Raw genomic sequence first — 16,347 nt, 5'->3', positions numbered from 1 at the left:
GTTTTCGATAAACCAATAGAACATATAAACTATTGGTCAAATGAAAACAGTCTACACCCTCTTGATACTTATCAACCTGTTCATTTTCTCTTGTGGAGAAGATTCAAAACAAACACCTTACGCAGCCCATAAGATTGTAGATTCTTTAAAGATCAATACGCCAATTGATCTCAAGGGAGCTTCCATAGCACCCATTTCAGAACTGCAAAACTCAAAAAATCCTATTTCAGAAACGGGACTTAAGACATATACCATCATGAACAGTCAATTCAAGATGGTCTACGGAATTATGCCGATTCCAAAGAGTTGGAAAGAAGTAAATAACAGAAAGAAGAATGTTCTTTTTGAAGGGCCAAATGGCGTTAAGGTCTATGGCGAACTTTTTAAATCTTTTTATTATTCCAACAACTCTCAAATGAACGCTTATGCCCAACAGAGAGGTAGCGAAGTCAAGCCTCCGAAATCTGTAGAACGGATCATAAATGAAGAATTTAAGCCTTTTTTAGCACCAAAAAACATTAAACTTACTAATCAATTCGAATTACCTCAAATTGCGAACGACGATAAGCAGCGAAACGATGCTATGTTTAAGTCTACTCCAGAAAACAAACAGTTTCAATGTATAGCGACAGAATGGGAAGATCACGAAGGTAATAAGTCCATCATCATCATACGTTATTTCACAAACCAGTATACCGCTATTGGTGGAATGGATTGGGGCTATACGGTTAATGTTTTGGACGCGCCTGAGCCGTATTATGAGCAGGCTAAAAAAGACTATATCCGTGCGATATCAGAAATTCAGGTAAATCCTAACTGGCTACAAACCAACAATCAATATTGGGCCCAAAAAACACAGCAAGGTAACATTGAACATAATAACCGCATGGCAGCTATTGAAAATCAAGGTCGCATTATGAGAGATAACGCCAAGGTCAATAGTTCTATATTAGATGACAGTTACAATAGCTGGAAGCGTCGAAATGCCATGACCGATGCTGGACAATCCAAAACCATTAATGGTATTTGGGAACGCAACACCATGGTAGACCAAGGAGGAAATCAATACCAAGTCGATGGCTACTATGATCAAGTATACAAAGGCACTAATGACCAATACATAGGCGCTAATAACGGCAATTGGAATCCAAATGTTGATTCATCCACTAACGAGGTGAATTGGGAACAATTAGAATATGAAGATCAGTATTAAACTATAAAATTATAAAGATAACATGTCATATCGGTTCAATACTGTGATTTAAAGCCGAACTATTTGAAGTAAATTGAAAAAACAGTATCTTTCTCATGCTAAGCTATTAACATGACGGAAGCATACAAAATTCAGCATCAATTTCATCTTATTAAAGCCATTAAGGCCAACGACTCTATTGCACTAAGAGAATTTTATACCGCAAATTATCCTAAGGTAGAACTCATGGTCTTAAAAAACAGTGGCTCTAAAGCCCATGCCAAAGACATTTATCAAGACGCCTTTATTGCGGTTTGGAACAATGTAAAAACAGATAAATTTGAACCTGAAAATGATTCTGCATTAGAGGGATATTTATACCGTATAGCAAAAAATAAGTGGTTAGATGTATTACGTTCAAAACGTTTTAAAAGCACGCAGACCTTAACGAATGAGCGCACACAATTTTTGAAACAAGAGGAGGATGAGATTGACGAATCTGAACAAACTAAAAAATTAGATCTTACTATGGAAGCCTTTAAAAATCTAGGAGAGCCTTGCAAGCATCTGTTAAGGGTTTTTTATTTTGAAAAAAAATCCTTGCGCGAAATTTCTTCAGAATTAGATATTGAGGAAACTTCGGTTCGAAATAAAAAATACAGATGTATGGAAAAATTACGCGCCTCTATTTTAGCCCCTAAATCTAAAGAATTTTGAAAGAAGAACACCATATATCACAAGAGTTACTTGAGCGTACAGAACGTTATTTAGAAAACAGCATGTCTCAACATGAGCGTCTGGATTTTGAACTGCAGCTACAAGAAAACGCACAACTAAGGAGTGATGTCGAAGACATTAAGATCCTCCTTCTGGGTATTGAAAACCAATCTCTCAAAGAGCGCTTAGATGTATTTCATGAGGACCTGGCCCATACTCCAGAAGTTACAAAAGGGAAGTCTCAGCGTTTTGCACACTGGCGCAAATTTGCCGCCGCCGCTATAATCCTATTGGCCGTAACTAGCTTCTGGTGGTTTAATAATCCATCAAACGAGCGTTTATATGCAGACTACTTTGAACCAGATCCTGGTCTTCCTACAGTGATGAGCAATACAGATGCTGAAACCTTCAGTTTTTATGATGCGATGGTGAACTACAAACAAGGAGACTATAGAACAGCCATAGACAAATGGGAAACGCTTAAACTCCAAAAGCCAGACAGTGATACATTAAACTATTTTTTGGGTGTGGCGCATCTTGCCAATAATGACGAAAAGGCGGCAATTAGTTTTTTAGAAAAGGCAGCGAATCACTCTGATTTTGCTTTAAATAAAGATGCTTATTATTATTTGGGGTTGGCTTATTTGAAAGCAGACAATACACAAAAAGCAATTGCTTATTTAGAAAAATCAGACATGGAAAGCAGCAAAGAACTTCTTTTAAAGCTAAAGGATTAAGGCTCTAATATATACCGTTTATGAAAGGATCAAGAATTCACATTAGACTAACTCTTTCATTCCTTTTAATGTTTTGCTGTATTCAATATACTGGTTCTCAAAATAGTGCCATCTCTAAACTACAAATTCTTGATCGGTTAATTTTAGAAAAAAAATTAGATAGCGCCCAACTCGTACTAAATAAAGATCTTCAATTTTTGATTGATCAAAAATCTTATTTAAACGCTACAGATTACGTCTATTACATTGGTAAGATCCAGTTTAATCAAAAGGGTAAAACTACCGCAGAAAACGCGGTCCTAGATTTTGAGAAACGTTTACATTCCCTCACGGCAACACCTGAAATATTAAGACAATTAAAACTTGAAGTTGGCTCATTTTATGAGTTTCTGGGAGACTCTAAAACCGCTAGTCAATACAATCTACAAGCACTAAATTACACCAAACAGATGTCAAACAAAAACGGACAACTATTTGGACTTATCTATAATAATTTAGGTGTGTTTCACATGAGAATGGGTAATCTTACCGAAGCTACAGCTTACCATAAAAAAGCATTAGCATCTTATCAAAGCTACCCTAAAACCGATAAAGAACAGCTTTACATTGTCAATAATTCCCTCGGCGGGATGATGTGGTATGCTTCTAAAATTGATAGCGCACTTTTTTATTATAACAAGGCAGAAAAATTTTTAAAAAGTCTAGAACCCACTCCCTATAACCAATATTATAGACTCGCCAGTTTAAATAACAATAGGGCGGGTATTTATAGTATTAAAGGAGACATGAACACCGCCATCAATATGATGCAAAAAACAGTGACGTTGATGGACCGCTATTTAAAATCTGATATCCCAGAAGTCAAAAGAGATAATACGCAAGAATTTCTTTTTCAGGCCATAGAAAACTATGGTGGTCTTTACAAAGATTTAGGAGATTTCAACAAGGCTAAGGAATTAATGGTCTACGCCTATAACCTTAAAAGGAAACATTTAAATCCCGATAGCCCAGAAATTTCAAAAGGAAAGATCTTAGTAGGACAGATTAATTTGAGCTTAAAAGAATATGAAGCGGCCGAAGGCTATATAGATCAGGGCATTTCAGAATTAAAAGCAAATCCCAGCAACTACTTTAATTGGCTAGCAGATGCTTATTACAGCAAGGCCATTATCAAAAAAGACACACATCACATTGCAGAAGCTTTTGATTGTTATCAAAAAGCAGACACCTATTTTAGATTAGCCCAAGGAGAACATTATGATGAAGTTTATCTAGATTTCATTAACTCATCTTCAAATTTTTATGCAGACAATGGCTATCCAGAAAAAGCAATCGATATGGCCAATAAGGCCTACGAGTATGTCGCGAAAAACCAAGGCCAAAAAACACTCTTAGAGTTTGATCAGGTTTTAAATCTTGCTCATATTGAATACACCATAGGAAACTATCAGAACGCATTGAACCGAAGCAAAGCAGCATTAGCTTTATTAGATGATATCGCTTTTGCCAAAAACACCCATTTAAGTCAACTCGCTATAGATTGTCAGAAACCATTAGCCATACTCACCAAAGTAAAATCTGAAAATCAACTCGAAAGCGAAAAGGATAGCGTATTCTTAGCCTCTCAGTTAAAAGATCTCCAAACTGCCATTGCCATTATTGAAAAACAAAAATCGATTATTGTAGATGATCAAACGGTTTCTGTTTTGCTATCAGATAATAGCGAACTTTTTGAATACGCCAAGCATTTAGCTTTAGAACTTTACAAAATCACAAAATCAGAGCAATACTTAAAGAAGGTACTGGGGCTTCATGAAGCTTTACTTTACAATCGCCTTAGAAATAGGCTCAACTCAAAATCCTCAATAAGCTATGCCAATATTCCCAAGGAAGTCTTGGAGACCGAAAATCGCTTAAAAAACGCCCTATCCTCTTCCTTATTGGAAAATGATGCGCTAGACTCCTTTTTCAAAGCAAGTCAAGCATGGGATGACTTTACTAAAACCTTAAAAAAAGACCACCAAAAATATTACAACTTAAAATATGCCTCCATCTCTAACTCGGTTCATGAGCAACTTCATACACTCAATCTTAAAAATAGAACTCTAATACGCTACACATTCATTGATCACTTACTTTACGCATTTATAATCAGTGATCAAAAGATAGAGCTCATCCCATTAAACAGCGACAACTTAGCTGATAAAATAAATAGCACTCAGAATATGGACGGTATGTCTCCATTAAATTTTGAAGCCTTAAATGACCTGTATCTCCGTATTTGGAAACCCTTAGAAGGCAAAGTGAAATCAACAAAAGTGACCATCATCCCAGACCAAGTACTTTTTAATCTCAATTTTGAAATGTTGACGACTAAAAAAGTTAACTCTTATGAAACTCTTGGAGATAATTGCTTGCTCAACACCTATACGATCTCTTATAATTACAGTCTTTTTCTCACAGACAGAACTAGTAAGACCGTTGGATTTGAAAATAATTTTATTGCGTTTGCTCCAGAATTTAGTTCTAAGATGAAATCAGATTATGAACTCGCCATCACGGATTCTATCACTTTAGATCGAACCTATCTCACTCTTTTACCACAACCATTTAGTAAGTCTTTGGCCCAAAATTCTTCTGCGGTTTTCAATGGAACATCCTTTACCAATGAAGATGCATCAAAGCAGATCTTTACAAGATATGCGAAAGAACATAAAATCATACATATTGGTACCCATGCAGAAACTAATAATATTTCGCCAGAATTATCACGACTCATTTTCGCCAAAAACGTGAAAGACTCTATTTCTACTGAAGATAACTCTCTGTTTACCTATGAAATCTACAATCAAAATCTATCTTCTAACTTAGCCATTCTAACAGCGTGCGAAACAGGCAAACCTACCTACCAAGCCGGTGAAGGAATGATTTCTTTGGCCCATGCGTTTAATTATGCAGGAAGCGAAAGTATTTTAACAAGCTTATGGAAAATCGACGAAAAATCAAGTACTAAAATAATAGCGCTTTTTTACACCTATTTAAAAAAGGGCTTACCTAAAGACGAAGCTCTAAGAAAGGCAAAACTAGATTATTTAAATACTGCCAAAGGGCGAACACGAGCTCCTCAATATTGGGCAGGATTAGTACTCATTGGTGATGCCTCACCAATAGCACTAAATAATACGTATCAGCCCATTTGGATTTGGGCCTTAGCGTCTCTTATTGCCATATTCATTATATATGTTACAATAAGAACTACTAGAAAGAAAACACTTAAAGTATTTTCATAAATGTAAAAACAAAAGGGCTTCCAGAAACGAAAGCCCTTTCTTTAATTAGAATTAACACTCTTAAAATTAATCCTTAAATTAATGTATCTATTCAACGTGAAACTCGTAAAATGTGAGCAAAAAAAAACGTCCTCAATGAGGACGTTTTCAACTTTAATCTTTCTTTTTCAAACTTAGATCGTAAATCTTTCTACAAATACGCGGTCTCCAGAGGTCATTCTAATAGAATACGTTCCTTTTCTCTTATTTGAAAGTGCATAAACGCGTTTTAAGATGATACCATCTTTTAATGTGTCTTTATGAATAAGCTCATCATTATAATAAAGTTCAATCTTAAGAGGCTTATCGTTTAAGGCTAATTGAGAAATCATCACTTTGGTTTTCTCTGCTCTAACTACCGGTTTAAAAACGGTTGTTTGCTCTGCATTCAAAAAGATAACTTCTTTAGAAGCAATTTTAAATGGCTTTACAATGATTTCGAAATCCTTGTTGAGCTCAATGGTATAAAAACCGTCACTTAAGTTGGTAAGATCAAATTTTTGCGAGTAACTACCGTTTCTCTCAACCGTCTCTTTGTGAATTACGGAACCTTCCTCATTTTTAATTAGGATTTGATGTCCTTTCTTAGCGTTTACGAACCTAACTGTTGTAATATCTTTTGTAGACTCGTTTTTAATTTCATTGGAGTAGCCTGTTACTAACGTTAACATACTTACTACGACTAACATGTGTTTTAGTGCTTTCATCATTTTTGGGTTTTAATGATTAATACGTCAAAGATAAAGTACTATGCAGGCATAGAAAACAACAGATTTGCCACATTTGTTTGCTAAATTATCCATTAAATCAATGTTAAATAATTGTAAAAGGTAAACCAGCATAGTTTTAAGTGAATTTTGTGTATATTTACAAATCGTAATACAGTAAATTTGACCTCTACAAAGCCATTATGAATCAAAGAAAACCCACATTAGAGAAAATCAATCCTGAGTTTGGGAACTCTGTGTTTGTAAAAAAGAGTACTTCTGAAAACACAGACACCAGACCTTTTTGGCATTTTCACCCAGAGATTGAACTAGTCTATGTAGATAAGGGCGCAGGGAAACGCCATATCGGTAATCATCTGTCCTATTTTAACAATAGCCAATTATTACTTTTAGGATCCAACTTACCGCATAATGGATTTACAGATCGGCTTACCCAACATGGCTCTGAAGTACTAGTACAGTTTAAGCCTGATTTTTTAGGCGCTTACTTTTTTGATGTTCCTGAAATGGCAGGGATTAGCCAACTATTTGAGCGCGCAAAAAATGGCATTCTATTTAAACCAGATACGAAACGTAAAATAGGTAAGAAAATTCAAAAGCTAAATGACGTTAAAGGGTTTGAACGCGTCATGCTCTTGATCAAAATATTGCATAAATTAGCTGAGGCTGAAGATTATGAGATCTTAAATGCGGATGAATTTGTCTTTGAGACCGAAACACAGGACAGCAATAAAATTGATATTGTCTACAAACATATCAACGAGAATTTTAAAAATCATATTTCCTTAGATGAAATTGCAGACAAAGTAAGCATGACGGTTCCTGCATTTTGCCGATATTTTAAAAAATCTACTGGGAAGACCTTTACCAAATTAGTAAATCAATATCGGGTGGTTCACGCTACAAAACTACTCTCTGAAAGTCAAATGAGTATTACCGATGTGGCTTTTGAATGTGGATTCAACAACTTTTCACATTTCAATAAATTGTTCAAAGAGTTTACTGGTAAAAGCGCCTCAAAGTACCGAGGAGAAATGATAACGATGTATGCGACCTAATTTAGGGGCTTTACAATTTAGAGTCATAAAGTAGCTCCCCCTAAAAACAGATTTGGTAGTTGCATTAATTACTATATTTGAAACACACCCATCTACCTGTTTTTTATGAGGATTTTTATTTTCTTTTTTATCATAGTCATATGTAGTCTCCAATTATCGGCTCAATCAAGCATCGACTCTTTAAAGGAGAAATCTTATAAGGAACTTTCTGAATCCATTTTTTCTCAAATAAAGACAAATCAGGAGGTGGCAGAAAAGCTCTCAACCTATTACATAGAGAAAGCTCGGAAAGAGAAGAATCAAAAAGAAGAATTCAACGGACTTGACAATTATGTTCAAGTCGCTATTTGGTCTCGACGATTTGATAGCTTTGATGATAAATATCAAAAACTCTTAGATTTAGCAGACAAGAATAATCTAGATAAAGAATTGATGCAATCTTTCTATCTTCAAGGCAATGCTTATTTTTATCAGGGCGTTTGGAGCAAGTCAACAGATTTATATTACAGTGCTTATGATCTCGCAAAAAATCGAGATGACATCCAATTTCAGCATGCTATTTTGACTCAGTTAGGCTATTTAAAAGCAGTGACGGGTAATGTTCAATCTGCTCTTAAATTTCAAAAGGAAGCTCTAAAATTATTGAAAGACACCAATATCGATGACACAGATTTATCTAAAGAAACCTTAGAGTCTTTAGAATTACAATCTCTTTATTTTATTGGAGTTTCCTATATAAACTCAGAAAAAGCAGATTCTGCAAAAATTTACAATGCACGTGCAAAACACTTAACTGAAAAAATCAGAGATAGCTGCATGATGCGTTATATCTATCAACAAAAAGCTGAGATCAACATCTTAAAACAAAAATACTCGGAGGCATTAAAAGATTTAAATGAAGCAAAAAGCTACTGTGCTCCTCTAAAAAAAGGAGATAGCTTGGTCATATCTGGTTTGTACGGAAAAGCATTCTTAGGCTTAAAACAATACGATAAAGCGGTTAATATACTTCAAAAAGGTTCAGATGATTACAAGGTAACGGTAACTGAAGAAGGCTTTATGGACGACCATTACAAACTATTGGCTAAAGCATATAAGCACACTGGGAATATAGAGAAATCTAATTTCTATTTTGAAAAGTACATCTATAGCATCGATGAATTCAATAAGATACAAGATACAGTCGTAACAGCTTTTAAACAAAAAGAAGTTGACGATTTTAAAAAAGAACTGAGCACTATAAAATCTGAAAAGAATAAGCAGCAAAGCTATGTGATATTCATTGCTTTAGGCGCATCTATAACCATTTTGATTTTACTCTTTTTACTCCTTAAATTTTATCAAAATAAGAAGAAAGACGAACTGAAATTTCAAGAATTATTGCAGAAAATTAAAGTTGCTAAAGCAGATGCGGCAGTCAAGGTAATAGATACCAAAAGTGATTCTAAACAGCCAATTACAATTAATGATGTTAGCAATGAGGTGACACAGCAAATTCTTGAGGGATTACAAAAATTAGAGTCCCAACGTTATTTTTTAAAACAAGAATGTAATGCCTATAACGTTGCCAAAAAAATCAAAACCAATACTTCCTATTTATCCAAAGTAGTCAACTCCCATTTTGAGAAAAACTTCAACACCTATATTAATGATCTTCGTATCAATTACGCTATTGTACGTTTAGAAAATGACACCCGTTTCCGCTCATTTTCTATTCAATCCATTGCTGAAGAGTTAGGTTATAAAAGTGCCGATTCCTTTACTAAATATTTCAAACAAAATACTGGCTTAAACCCATCTTTCTATATTAAGCAGTTGAACCAATTAGCCTAAAAAAACTCTGTTTTAGCCCTAAATTTATAAAAATAGGTTTGCCTAAGCGTTCTGAACAAAGGTAGATTTATTCTATATTCAACAAACTGTATATCAATTTAATACACTACACAAAAACCTCCCTGTTTTTCTAAAGATGGGGATACTAACCTTGTTTATCGACTTTTTATGATGGTAATTTGATTTCAGAAACATGAATCATTTAAACCATATAATTATGAAAACAAAAAAAATCTCATTAGTATTCGTTATCGGTATCGTACTCGGTATCTTAATTTTCAAAGGGGGAGAAGTTGTTGGAAGAACAGCAGTTCAAACTATACAGTCCAATAAAGATGATACTGTCAAAATTCAAACGATTCTAGAAAACAACTGCAACTGCGATACGATAGAAAAAGGCATACATGCTACTGGTATTCAGTTTAGCAAATCAGAAGGGTTTTCTACCGAAAAAGTAGATTTCACACTTACTAACTGTGAGTATAACAATTTAAAAGAAGAAGGGAATCGCATAGCCCAATTACTTCAAAAAGAGGGCGTGTCTGACTACAATTTGATTACGCTAGATTTTATTTCAAATGACAAGCAAGAAACCCTAAATATTAGAGACGGAAAAATTCAATAATTATGAAAAAAAGACATGAATTAAGCCAAAAAATAAGAGCCATCCAATTTGCCATAGGTCTCGTAACGGGAGCTGCAATTTATCTCATTCAAGAAATTATATTTTAATCTTAAAACACAATCACAATGAACACAATTACAAAATATGTCACAGCTCTAGCTATGAGCTTGATCATGACAGCGGTCTGCGCACAAGAACAAAGCCATTCAAATCTTTGGAAAATTGAAGGCAATGGTATTAAAACCTCTTATGTTTTCGGTACCATGCACATTATACCTCAAAATAAATTCAATTTAAAAGACAAGGTCAAAGACGCCTTTGAAGCGTCTGAACAAATTGTTTTAGAAATTGATGTGGCCGATCCACAATTCACTCAAGACGTCATGGCCAATTCGTATTTAAAAAATGGAAAGCAATTAAAGTCTTTTATGGACGATAGTGAATATGAATTACTTGACAAGTACTTAAAAGAGAAAACAGGGACTGGTATGACCGCGTACAATAACGCAAAGCCGCTCTTATTAATGTCTGTAATATTAATGGTCTCCTCAGACGAACCAATGGCTAGTTTTGAAATGACTCTGATGAAAATGGCAAAAGCTTCAAAAAAAGAAATCGAAGGTTTAGAAACCTATGCATCACAAGTTGCAGTTTTTGATTCTGAATCTTATGAAACGCAAATAGACGACCTTATAGAAATGATTGCAAATCCTGAAGAGACTAAGAACATCTATTCTAAAATGGCAGAACTTTACACTGCTGAGGATATTGACACCCTATACGATTATATGGACGTGTTTATGGATCATGATGTTGCAATGATGAAAAAAATACTCGATGACAGAAACCATGAATGGATTCCTAAAATCACAAAATTCTCAAAAGCACATTCCGTTTTTTATGGGGTTGGCGCAGGACATTTAGGTGGTGATCAAGGAGTCATAAATCTATTAAAAAAAGCAGGATACACGGTAACTCCTGTATTTGACTAACTACACTGTTTTACAAAGCTCCAATAATATTGGGGCTTTTTTATTTCCTTCCATCCCACTCTGCATAAAACTGATCCAGAAACTCGAGCATAAACTGATGGCGCTGTTCTGCAATCTTACGTCCCGTTTTAGTATGCATGCGTTCTTTCAACAACAAAAGCTTTTCGTAGAAGTGATTGATTGTGGGTGCTGTAGATGCTTTGTAAGCTGCTTTATCCATATCTAAAACAGGTTTTATAGCGGGATCAAATAACTTTCGGTTTTTAAAGCCTCCATAATTAAAGGTCCGTGCAATCCCAATGGCGCCAATAGCATCTAGCCGATCGGCATCTTGAACCACCTTTAATTCTTCCGAAGAAAATACCTCATTCTCATTTCCTCCTTTAAAAGACACGTGTTCTATGATTTTAACGACATCCTCAATAATGGCCGAATCGACATTTTGTTCAAACAAAAACGTTCTTGCTTTTGCTGGTCCCACGGTTTCATCTCCATCATGAAATTTACTATCGGCAATATCATGCAATAAAGCACCAAGAGCAACAACCGTTAGGTTTACAGACTCTTTCTCTGCGATATGCATTGCGTTTTTGTACACCCGCTCTACATGAAACCAATCATGACCACCTTCGGCCTGGTAAAGTTCTTTCTTTACAAAACTTATCGTTTTTGCAATATGATCTTCAAGAACAGATGTGCTCATAAGGTTTTAATCTTGGAGTCTGATTAATATCAAAAAAGTGATCTTTATTTTAAAGCAGCAGGTTGTACCCATTTGAACTCATACGAGTTTTCTGGAACCTTCATGCGCTCAGCCAAACGCGTCATTCTTGACGGCAACTTCATAAGATAATCCCGTGCTTTTTCAGCTTCATCAGATAGTTGAGTCATGTTACCAATCTCCCAACGATCAATCAGTTTTTGAAGAATATCAACATAATCTGCAGAAGTATATACGCCAATGCGCTGTGCTGTATTTGAAAACTCTTCAAAAGCAGTGCTAATCTTTCCTCCAGATTCTCTTAGGAAATGGGCTGGCATTGCTATTTTTTGCTTCATCATGTACTGAAATGCCAACATCATCTGGTTGGGATCTACAGCGAAGATGCGCTCCACAAATTCAGAATAAGCATGATGGTGACGCATTTCATCTCCTGAAATTATTTTACACATTTTTGACAATTGTCGGTTGCCTTTTTCCTTAGCTATTTTTGCTACTCGGTTGTGTGAAATATAGGTGGCCAACTCCTGAAAGCTGGTATAAACAAAGTTTTTATAAGGATCGCGATCGGTCCCAATATCAAAGCCATCTGAAATGAGATGCTGTGTTGTTTTTTCAATCTCACGCATATTGACACGGCCAGATAAATACAAATACTTATTAAGCACATCGCCGTGACGATTTTCTTCTGCCGTCCAATGACGCACCCATTTTGACCAGCTGTTGCGTTCTGTTTGTCCTACACCTTCAACATCCATCAACCAAGATTCATAGGTTGGTAAGGCTTCTTCGGTAATCATATCTCCTACTAAAACAACCCAAAAATCATAAGGCAGCTCTTTTGATAGTTCCCGTATTTCTCGTACCTCATCGTAAAAGCTTTCTTTTTCAGAATTGGGTAAAAAATCGGTAGGCTGCCAAATGCTGTCTGCTGGAATCAAGTATTTTTCGATAAGTTGATCGACATCCTTTTCAAGATGTTGCATCACTTCTAGTCGTATATTTTTTAAAGACATGATTTTAAGATTTTATAAAATGTAGCGCTTTTAATGTTCAATCGCTTCAATAATGGTCTGTTCTACTTGCTGAATAAGCGCCTGCTTATCTGTAAAGGTAGCAATTTCTAAGGGCTTATGTACCGTAAAAGTCATGTGATTGCCGATCCCCATTGGGAATTTACCATACTTTAACATTTTCCAAGAGTTATTCACCGTTACGGGAACAATCAATGCCGAAGGTGTTTTTTTCATCATGATTTCGAGTCCGCGCGTTCTAAATGGCTTTGGTACGCCGTCTTTGCTGCGGGTTCCTTCAGGAAAAATAACCGCAGCCCGTTTTGTGTTTTCAATATACTCTGCAAATGCCATCATGGCCGGAAAAGCTTGTCTCGGCTTATCCCGATCAATCAACACAGAGCCGCCATGTCGCAGGTTATAAGACACACTCGGGATGCCCTTACCCAATTCTTTTTTAGCCACAAATTTTACGTGATGCTTGCGCATGTACCACATAATGGGCGAAATATCATACATGCTTTGGTGGTTAGAAACAATAAGTAAAGGCTTATCGGTAGTGATATCGTAGGGGTTATTCCAAGAGAATCGGGTCCCCAAAACGTTTAAACAACGCATTAAACTAAACTGTAAGGCATCTACACTTTTTTTATGGGCCTGATAGCCCAACACATTAAAACAAAACCACTGTAGCGGATGAAAAACGATTAAGGTCAAACCAAATACAATGAAGTATAAAACGGTTAAGGGATATGCCAAGAGTTTTTCCATACTGTAAAATTAATTTTTTGAGAACATCCCACAAAAAAACCACGATAAAATCGTGGTTCTTATGAGTTATAAAATTTAGAAGGCCTTTTAAAGCGCGTCTAAAAATCTTAGCAATGGTCGTTATAAGCGTCCATTAAGTTCTCTGCAATAAGCTCTGCTGGGCGACCTTCAATGTGGTGACGCTCTAACATGTGCACCAATTCTCCGTCTTTAAATAAGGCCATACTTGGTGAGCTTGGAGGAAAAGGCACCATATGCCCTCTAGCCTCGTCTACTGCTTCTTTATCAACTCCCGCAAATACGGTTACCAAATGATCTGGACGTTTGGTGTTTTGTAAGCTCATTCTAGCACCTGGGCGCGCATTGGCTGCAGCACAACCACAAACTGAATTTACAACCACTAAAGTTGTTCCTTCTTTTGCTAACGCAGATTTTACGTCTTCAGGCGTGTGCAATTCATTAAAACCGACATTGGTCAAATCCTCGCGCATTGGTTTTACTAATTCTGCTGGGTACATATCTTGTTCTATTTTTAGATTATTATTTGAATGCCAAAGATAAGGAAAATTAGTCGACGAGCGTAAATTTGCCGTTGGTACTCACAATACTACCATTCAAGTTTTGAATACTTAAAATTTCCGAAGAAAACCAAATACAGCTACCAAATACAATAAAAAATGAAACAGGGGTTGCGTAACAAAACCGCATCATGTTCGACCAACAAATAGTATCTTTGAATTTAAATAAGACATAGAATATATGAGTTTTGCAAAATGGGTAGGTGGAGCGCTCGGTTGGTCCTTTGGTGGCCCAATAGGCGCTATTATTGGTTTAGCCTTAGGGAGTTTAATTGATAATGCCACAGATAATGGGGGTTTTTTATTAGGAGATGGGCGACCAAAACAGCCTTATAGCAGGCCAGGTACATCAAGAAGCCAAGCTCAACGGAGACCCCAAACCCAATCTGGAGATTTTGAAGTTAGCCTTTTGATCTTAGCCTCTGTCGTGATCAAGGCCGATGGGAAACAAGACCAGCGCGAACTGGATTTTGTACGCCAACAGTTTTTAAGCATGTACGGAAAAGAGCGGGCCAATCACGCTTTTAAATTGTTTAAAAACATCAATAAACAACAGATCCCAACCCGTCAAGTTTGTTTGCAAATCAAACAGATGATGGATCATGCCTCAAGATTACAATTGCTTCATTTTCTCTTCGGAATTGCAAAAGCAGACGGCATGGTGACCGACAGCGAGGTCTCCCAGATTTTTATGATCTCTGGCTATTTAGGCATTAGCTCTAGAGACTATGACAGCATCAAAGCCATGTTTTATAACAGTAGCGAAAATGCTTATAAAATTTTGGAAATCACAAAAGACGCAGATGTTAGTGAAATTAAGGCCGCGTACCGTAAAATGGCGAAAAAATACCATCCAGACCGTGTGATGCATCTGGGCAAAGAACACCAAGAGGGTGCTGAAGAAAAGTTTAAACAAGTGCAATTGGCATACGAGCAACTGCAAAAGGAGCGTGGGTTTTGATTTTTTATATAATGGTAGGAGCTAAATAAATCCTGAAAATATTTTGATGTTCGACGCTACTGTTCCCTTGTTTTTATAATTAATGCTCGTTTCACCATGAATATATCTCTAGGAGATAAATCGGATAGAAATATACCAACCTCCATTCGGTTTTATAAGTCTGACATATCTTGGATGGAAGGAATCAACATGCTGAAACAAAATCTATAATAAATTTTATAAATTTTCATTTCATCATTGCACTCAAAGTACGCTTTTCTTAGAAAATTCTTTCCGTAAAAGCAGGTATACTATAGACGTAGAGGTCAGCAATAAGGCTAAATAACCATAGCCAATTGTCGCAGTCTCTGGATCTTTACTTCCTATTAAAAACGGAAACATTAAAATAGAAAAACAACCCAAAGTCAAAAAAAATGTAGCTGTCAAGATCCTGATGGTAAAAATTAGTGTTTTCATGATTTAAAAATATAATAATTAGTGCTTTGCTTAAGATATGAAATTACTCCCACTTCTTTATTAAAGCTTCTAATCCGTTTAAAATACCGAGATAATAGTTTCCGGTCTTAAACTCGGGAAAGATGGTATTATCAATAATTGCTTTACAAATCTCATAGGTTAATATCTTTTCGGCACCCTCGCCTGTTGAAATTCGAAATTCTCGCAACGACCTACTGAGTATAATGGTAAGCCCATTATCTTGATTGGCTTTACCCACACCCCAAGCATTAGATAAATTGGTGGCAAATTCTGCCATGGTATCATATGGGGCAATTGAATTTACCGTGATGATTGCAATCTCATTGCTAGTTCGCTTCTCGAAATCGGCAATAATGGTCTCCAACTGTTTTATTTGACTAGGTGCAAAAACGTGCTCAAAATCATTTACAGTACCAATGGGTTTTGGGAATTTTGGTGCTGTGGGAACCGAAGTCTCTGCCTGTATGGTTTGAGCGGTAATGTCTTGACTTGCCAAAACACTAAAGGCAAGAAAAAGAGAAACGATAATCGTTTTGAATGTCATAGTGTATAATTTACTTGAGGCTGAACTAAAGCGCCCATTTCTAAAATACCAAAGTGCTTGAGCACGGTAGC

The 16,347-nt window shown here is 36.0% G+C and carries 16 protein-coding genes; 9 read left to right on the top strand and 7 right to left on the bottom strand.

Annotation, left to right across the window (positions count from 1 at the left end):
- The first annotated feature begins 40 nt into the window (after positions 1 to 40).
- The 4 genes from P176_RS0109415 (at position 41) to P176_RS19205 (ending at position 5,936) form a co-directional block, all read left to right on the top strand.
- Positions 41 to 1,213, top strand: coding sequence for a hypothetical protein (locus P176_RS0109415; RefSeq protein ID WP_026754473.1), 1,173 nt, complete (start codon positions 41 to 43; stop codon positions 1,211 to 1,213).
- Positions 1,214 to 1,324: 111 nt separating this feature from the next.
- Entirely contained in the window at positions 1,325 to 1,909 is a 585-nt protein-coding gene (locus P176_RS0109410; protein ID WP_026754472.1) for an RNA polymerase sigma factor, read from the top strand.
- Positions 1,906 to 2,646, top strand: coding sequence for a tol-pal system YbgF family protein (locus P176_RS0109405; RefSeq protein WP_026754471.1), 741 nt, complete (start codon positions 1,906 to 1,908; stop codon positions 2,644 to 2,646). The genes P176_RS0109410 and P176_RS0109405 overlap by 4 nt, the downstream gene beginning before the upstream one ends.
- Positions 2,647 to 2,666: 20 nt before the next feature.
- Positions 2,667 to 5,936 (top strand): CHAT domain-containing protein, encoded by a 3,270-nt coding sequence (locus P176_RS19205; protein ID WP_081820698.1) that lies wholly within the window; start codon positions 2,667 to 2,669, stop codon positions 5,934 to 5,936.
- A 173-nt stretch (positions 5,937 to 6,109) separates the two neighbouring features.
- Here P176_RS19205 and P176_RS0109395 read toward each other — a convergent pair whose 3' ends face one another.
- Complete coding sequence (locus P176_RS0109395; RefSeq protein WP_051605444.1) at positions 6,110 to 6,685, bottom strand: hypothetical protein; 576 nt, start codon at positions 6,683 to 6,685, stop codon at positions 6,110 to 6,112.
- Positions 6,686 to 6,885: 200 nt separating this feature from the next.
- Between P176_RS0109395 and P176_RS0109390 the strand changes: the two genes are divergently transcribed.
- From P176_RS0109390 to P176_RS0109375, 4 genes are all read left to right on the top strand, one after another.
- Positions 6,886 to 7,761, top strand: coding sequence for an AraC family transcriptional regulator (locus tag P176_RS0109390; protein WP_026754469.1), 876 nt, complete (start codon positions 6,886 to 6,888; stop codon positions 7,759 to 7,761).
- Between the two features lie 105 nt (positions 7,762 to 7,866).
- A complete protein-coding gene (locus tag P176_RS0109385; RefSeq protein WP_026754468.1) occupies positions 7,867 to 9,594 on the top strand; it encodes a helix-turn-helix domain-containing protein in 1,728 nt (575 codons plus the stop codon).
- Between the two features lie 217 nt (positions 9,595 to 9,811).
- Positions 9,812 to 10,219 (top strand): hypothetical protein, encoded by a 408-nt coding sequence (locus tag P176_RS0109380; protein WP_156033008.1) that lies wholly within the window; start codon positions 9,812 to 9,814, stop codon positions 10,217 to 10,219.
- 125 nt (positions 10,220 to 10,344) lie between these two features.
- Positions 10,345 to 11,211 carry a TraB/GumN family protein gene (locus P176_RS0109375; RefSeq protein ID WP_037348872.1) on the top strand — a complete coding sequence of 289 codons (867 nt, stop codon included), beginning with the start codon at positions 10,345 to 10,347 and terminating at the stop codon, positions 11,209 to 11,211.
- A gap of 40 nt (positions 11,212 to 11,251) precedes the next feature.
- Here the strand turns inward: P176_RS0109375 and P176_RS0109370 are convergent, their stop codons facing one another.
- The 4 genes from P176_RS0109370 to P176_RS0109355 form a co-directional block, all read right to left on the bottom strand.
- Entirely contained in the window at positions 11,252 to 11,914 is a 663-nt protein-coding gene (locus P176_RS0109370) for an HD domain-containing protein (protein ID WP_026754465.1), read from the bottom strand.
- A 44-nt stretch (positions 11,915 to 11,958) separates the two neighbouring features.
- Entirely contained in the window at positions 11,959 to 12,948 is a 990-nt protein-coding gene (locus tag P176_RS0109365) for an acyl-ACP desaturase (RefSeq protein ID WP_026754464.1), read from the bottom strand.
- A gap of 30 nt (positions 12,949 to 12,978) precedes the next feature.
- Positions 12,979 to 13,716, bottom strand: a complete 738-nt coding sequence (locus P176_RS0109360) for a 1-acyl-sn-glycerol-3-phosphate acyltransferase (RefSeq protein ID WP_026754463.1) — start codon at positions 13,714 to 13,716, stop codon at positions 12,979 to 12,981.
- A 107-nt stretch (positions 13,717 to 13,823) separates the two neighbouring features.
- Positions 13,824 to 14,234, bottom strand: a complete 411-nt coding sequence (locus tag P176_RS0109355) for a BrxA/BrxB family bacilliredoxin (protein ID WP_026754462.1) — start codon at positions 14,232 to 14,234, stop codon at positions 13,824 to 13,826.
- 241 nt (positions 14,235 to 14,475) lie between these two features.
- Between P176_RS0109355 and P176_RS0109350 the strand changes: the two genes are divergently transcribed.
- Complete coding sequence (locus P176_RS0109350) at positions 14,476 to 15,255, top strand: TerB family tellurite resistance protein (protein ID WP_026754461.1); 780 nt, start codon at positions 14,476 to 14,478, stop codon at positions 15,253 to 15,255.
- 243 nt (positions 15,256 to 15,498) lie between these two features.
- On the opposite strand, the gene P176_RS0109345 is transcribed toward P176_RS0109350, so the two are convergent.
- Positions 15,499 to 15,711, bottom strand: a complete 213-nt coding sequence (locus tag P176_RS0109345) for a hypothetical protein (protein WP_026754460.1) — start codon at positions 15,709 to 15,711, stop codon at positions 15,499 to 15,501.
- Positions 15,712 to 15,754: 43 nt separating this feature from the next.
- Positions 15,755 to 16,276, bottom strand: a complete 522-nt coding sequence (locus P176_RS0109340; RefSeq protein WP_026754459.1) for a YgcG family protein — start codon at positions 16,274 to 16,276, stop codon at positions 15,755 to 15,757.
- Positions 16,277 to 16,347 lie beyond the last annotated feature (71 nt).

Source organism: Sediminibacter sp. Hel_I_10 (assembly GCF_000688335.1).
In the GTDB taxonomy this organism is placed as follows: Bacteria; Bacteroidota; Bacteroidia; order Flavobacteriales; family Flavobacteriaceae; genus Psychroserpens.
This window is presented reverse-complemented; position numbering and strand designations above follow the sequence as displayed.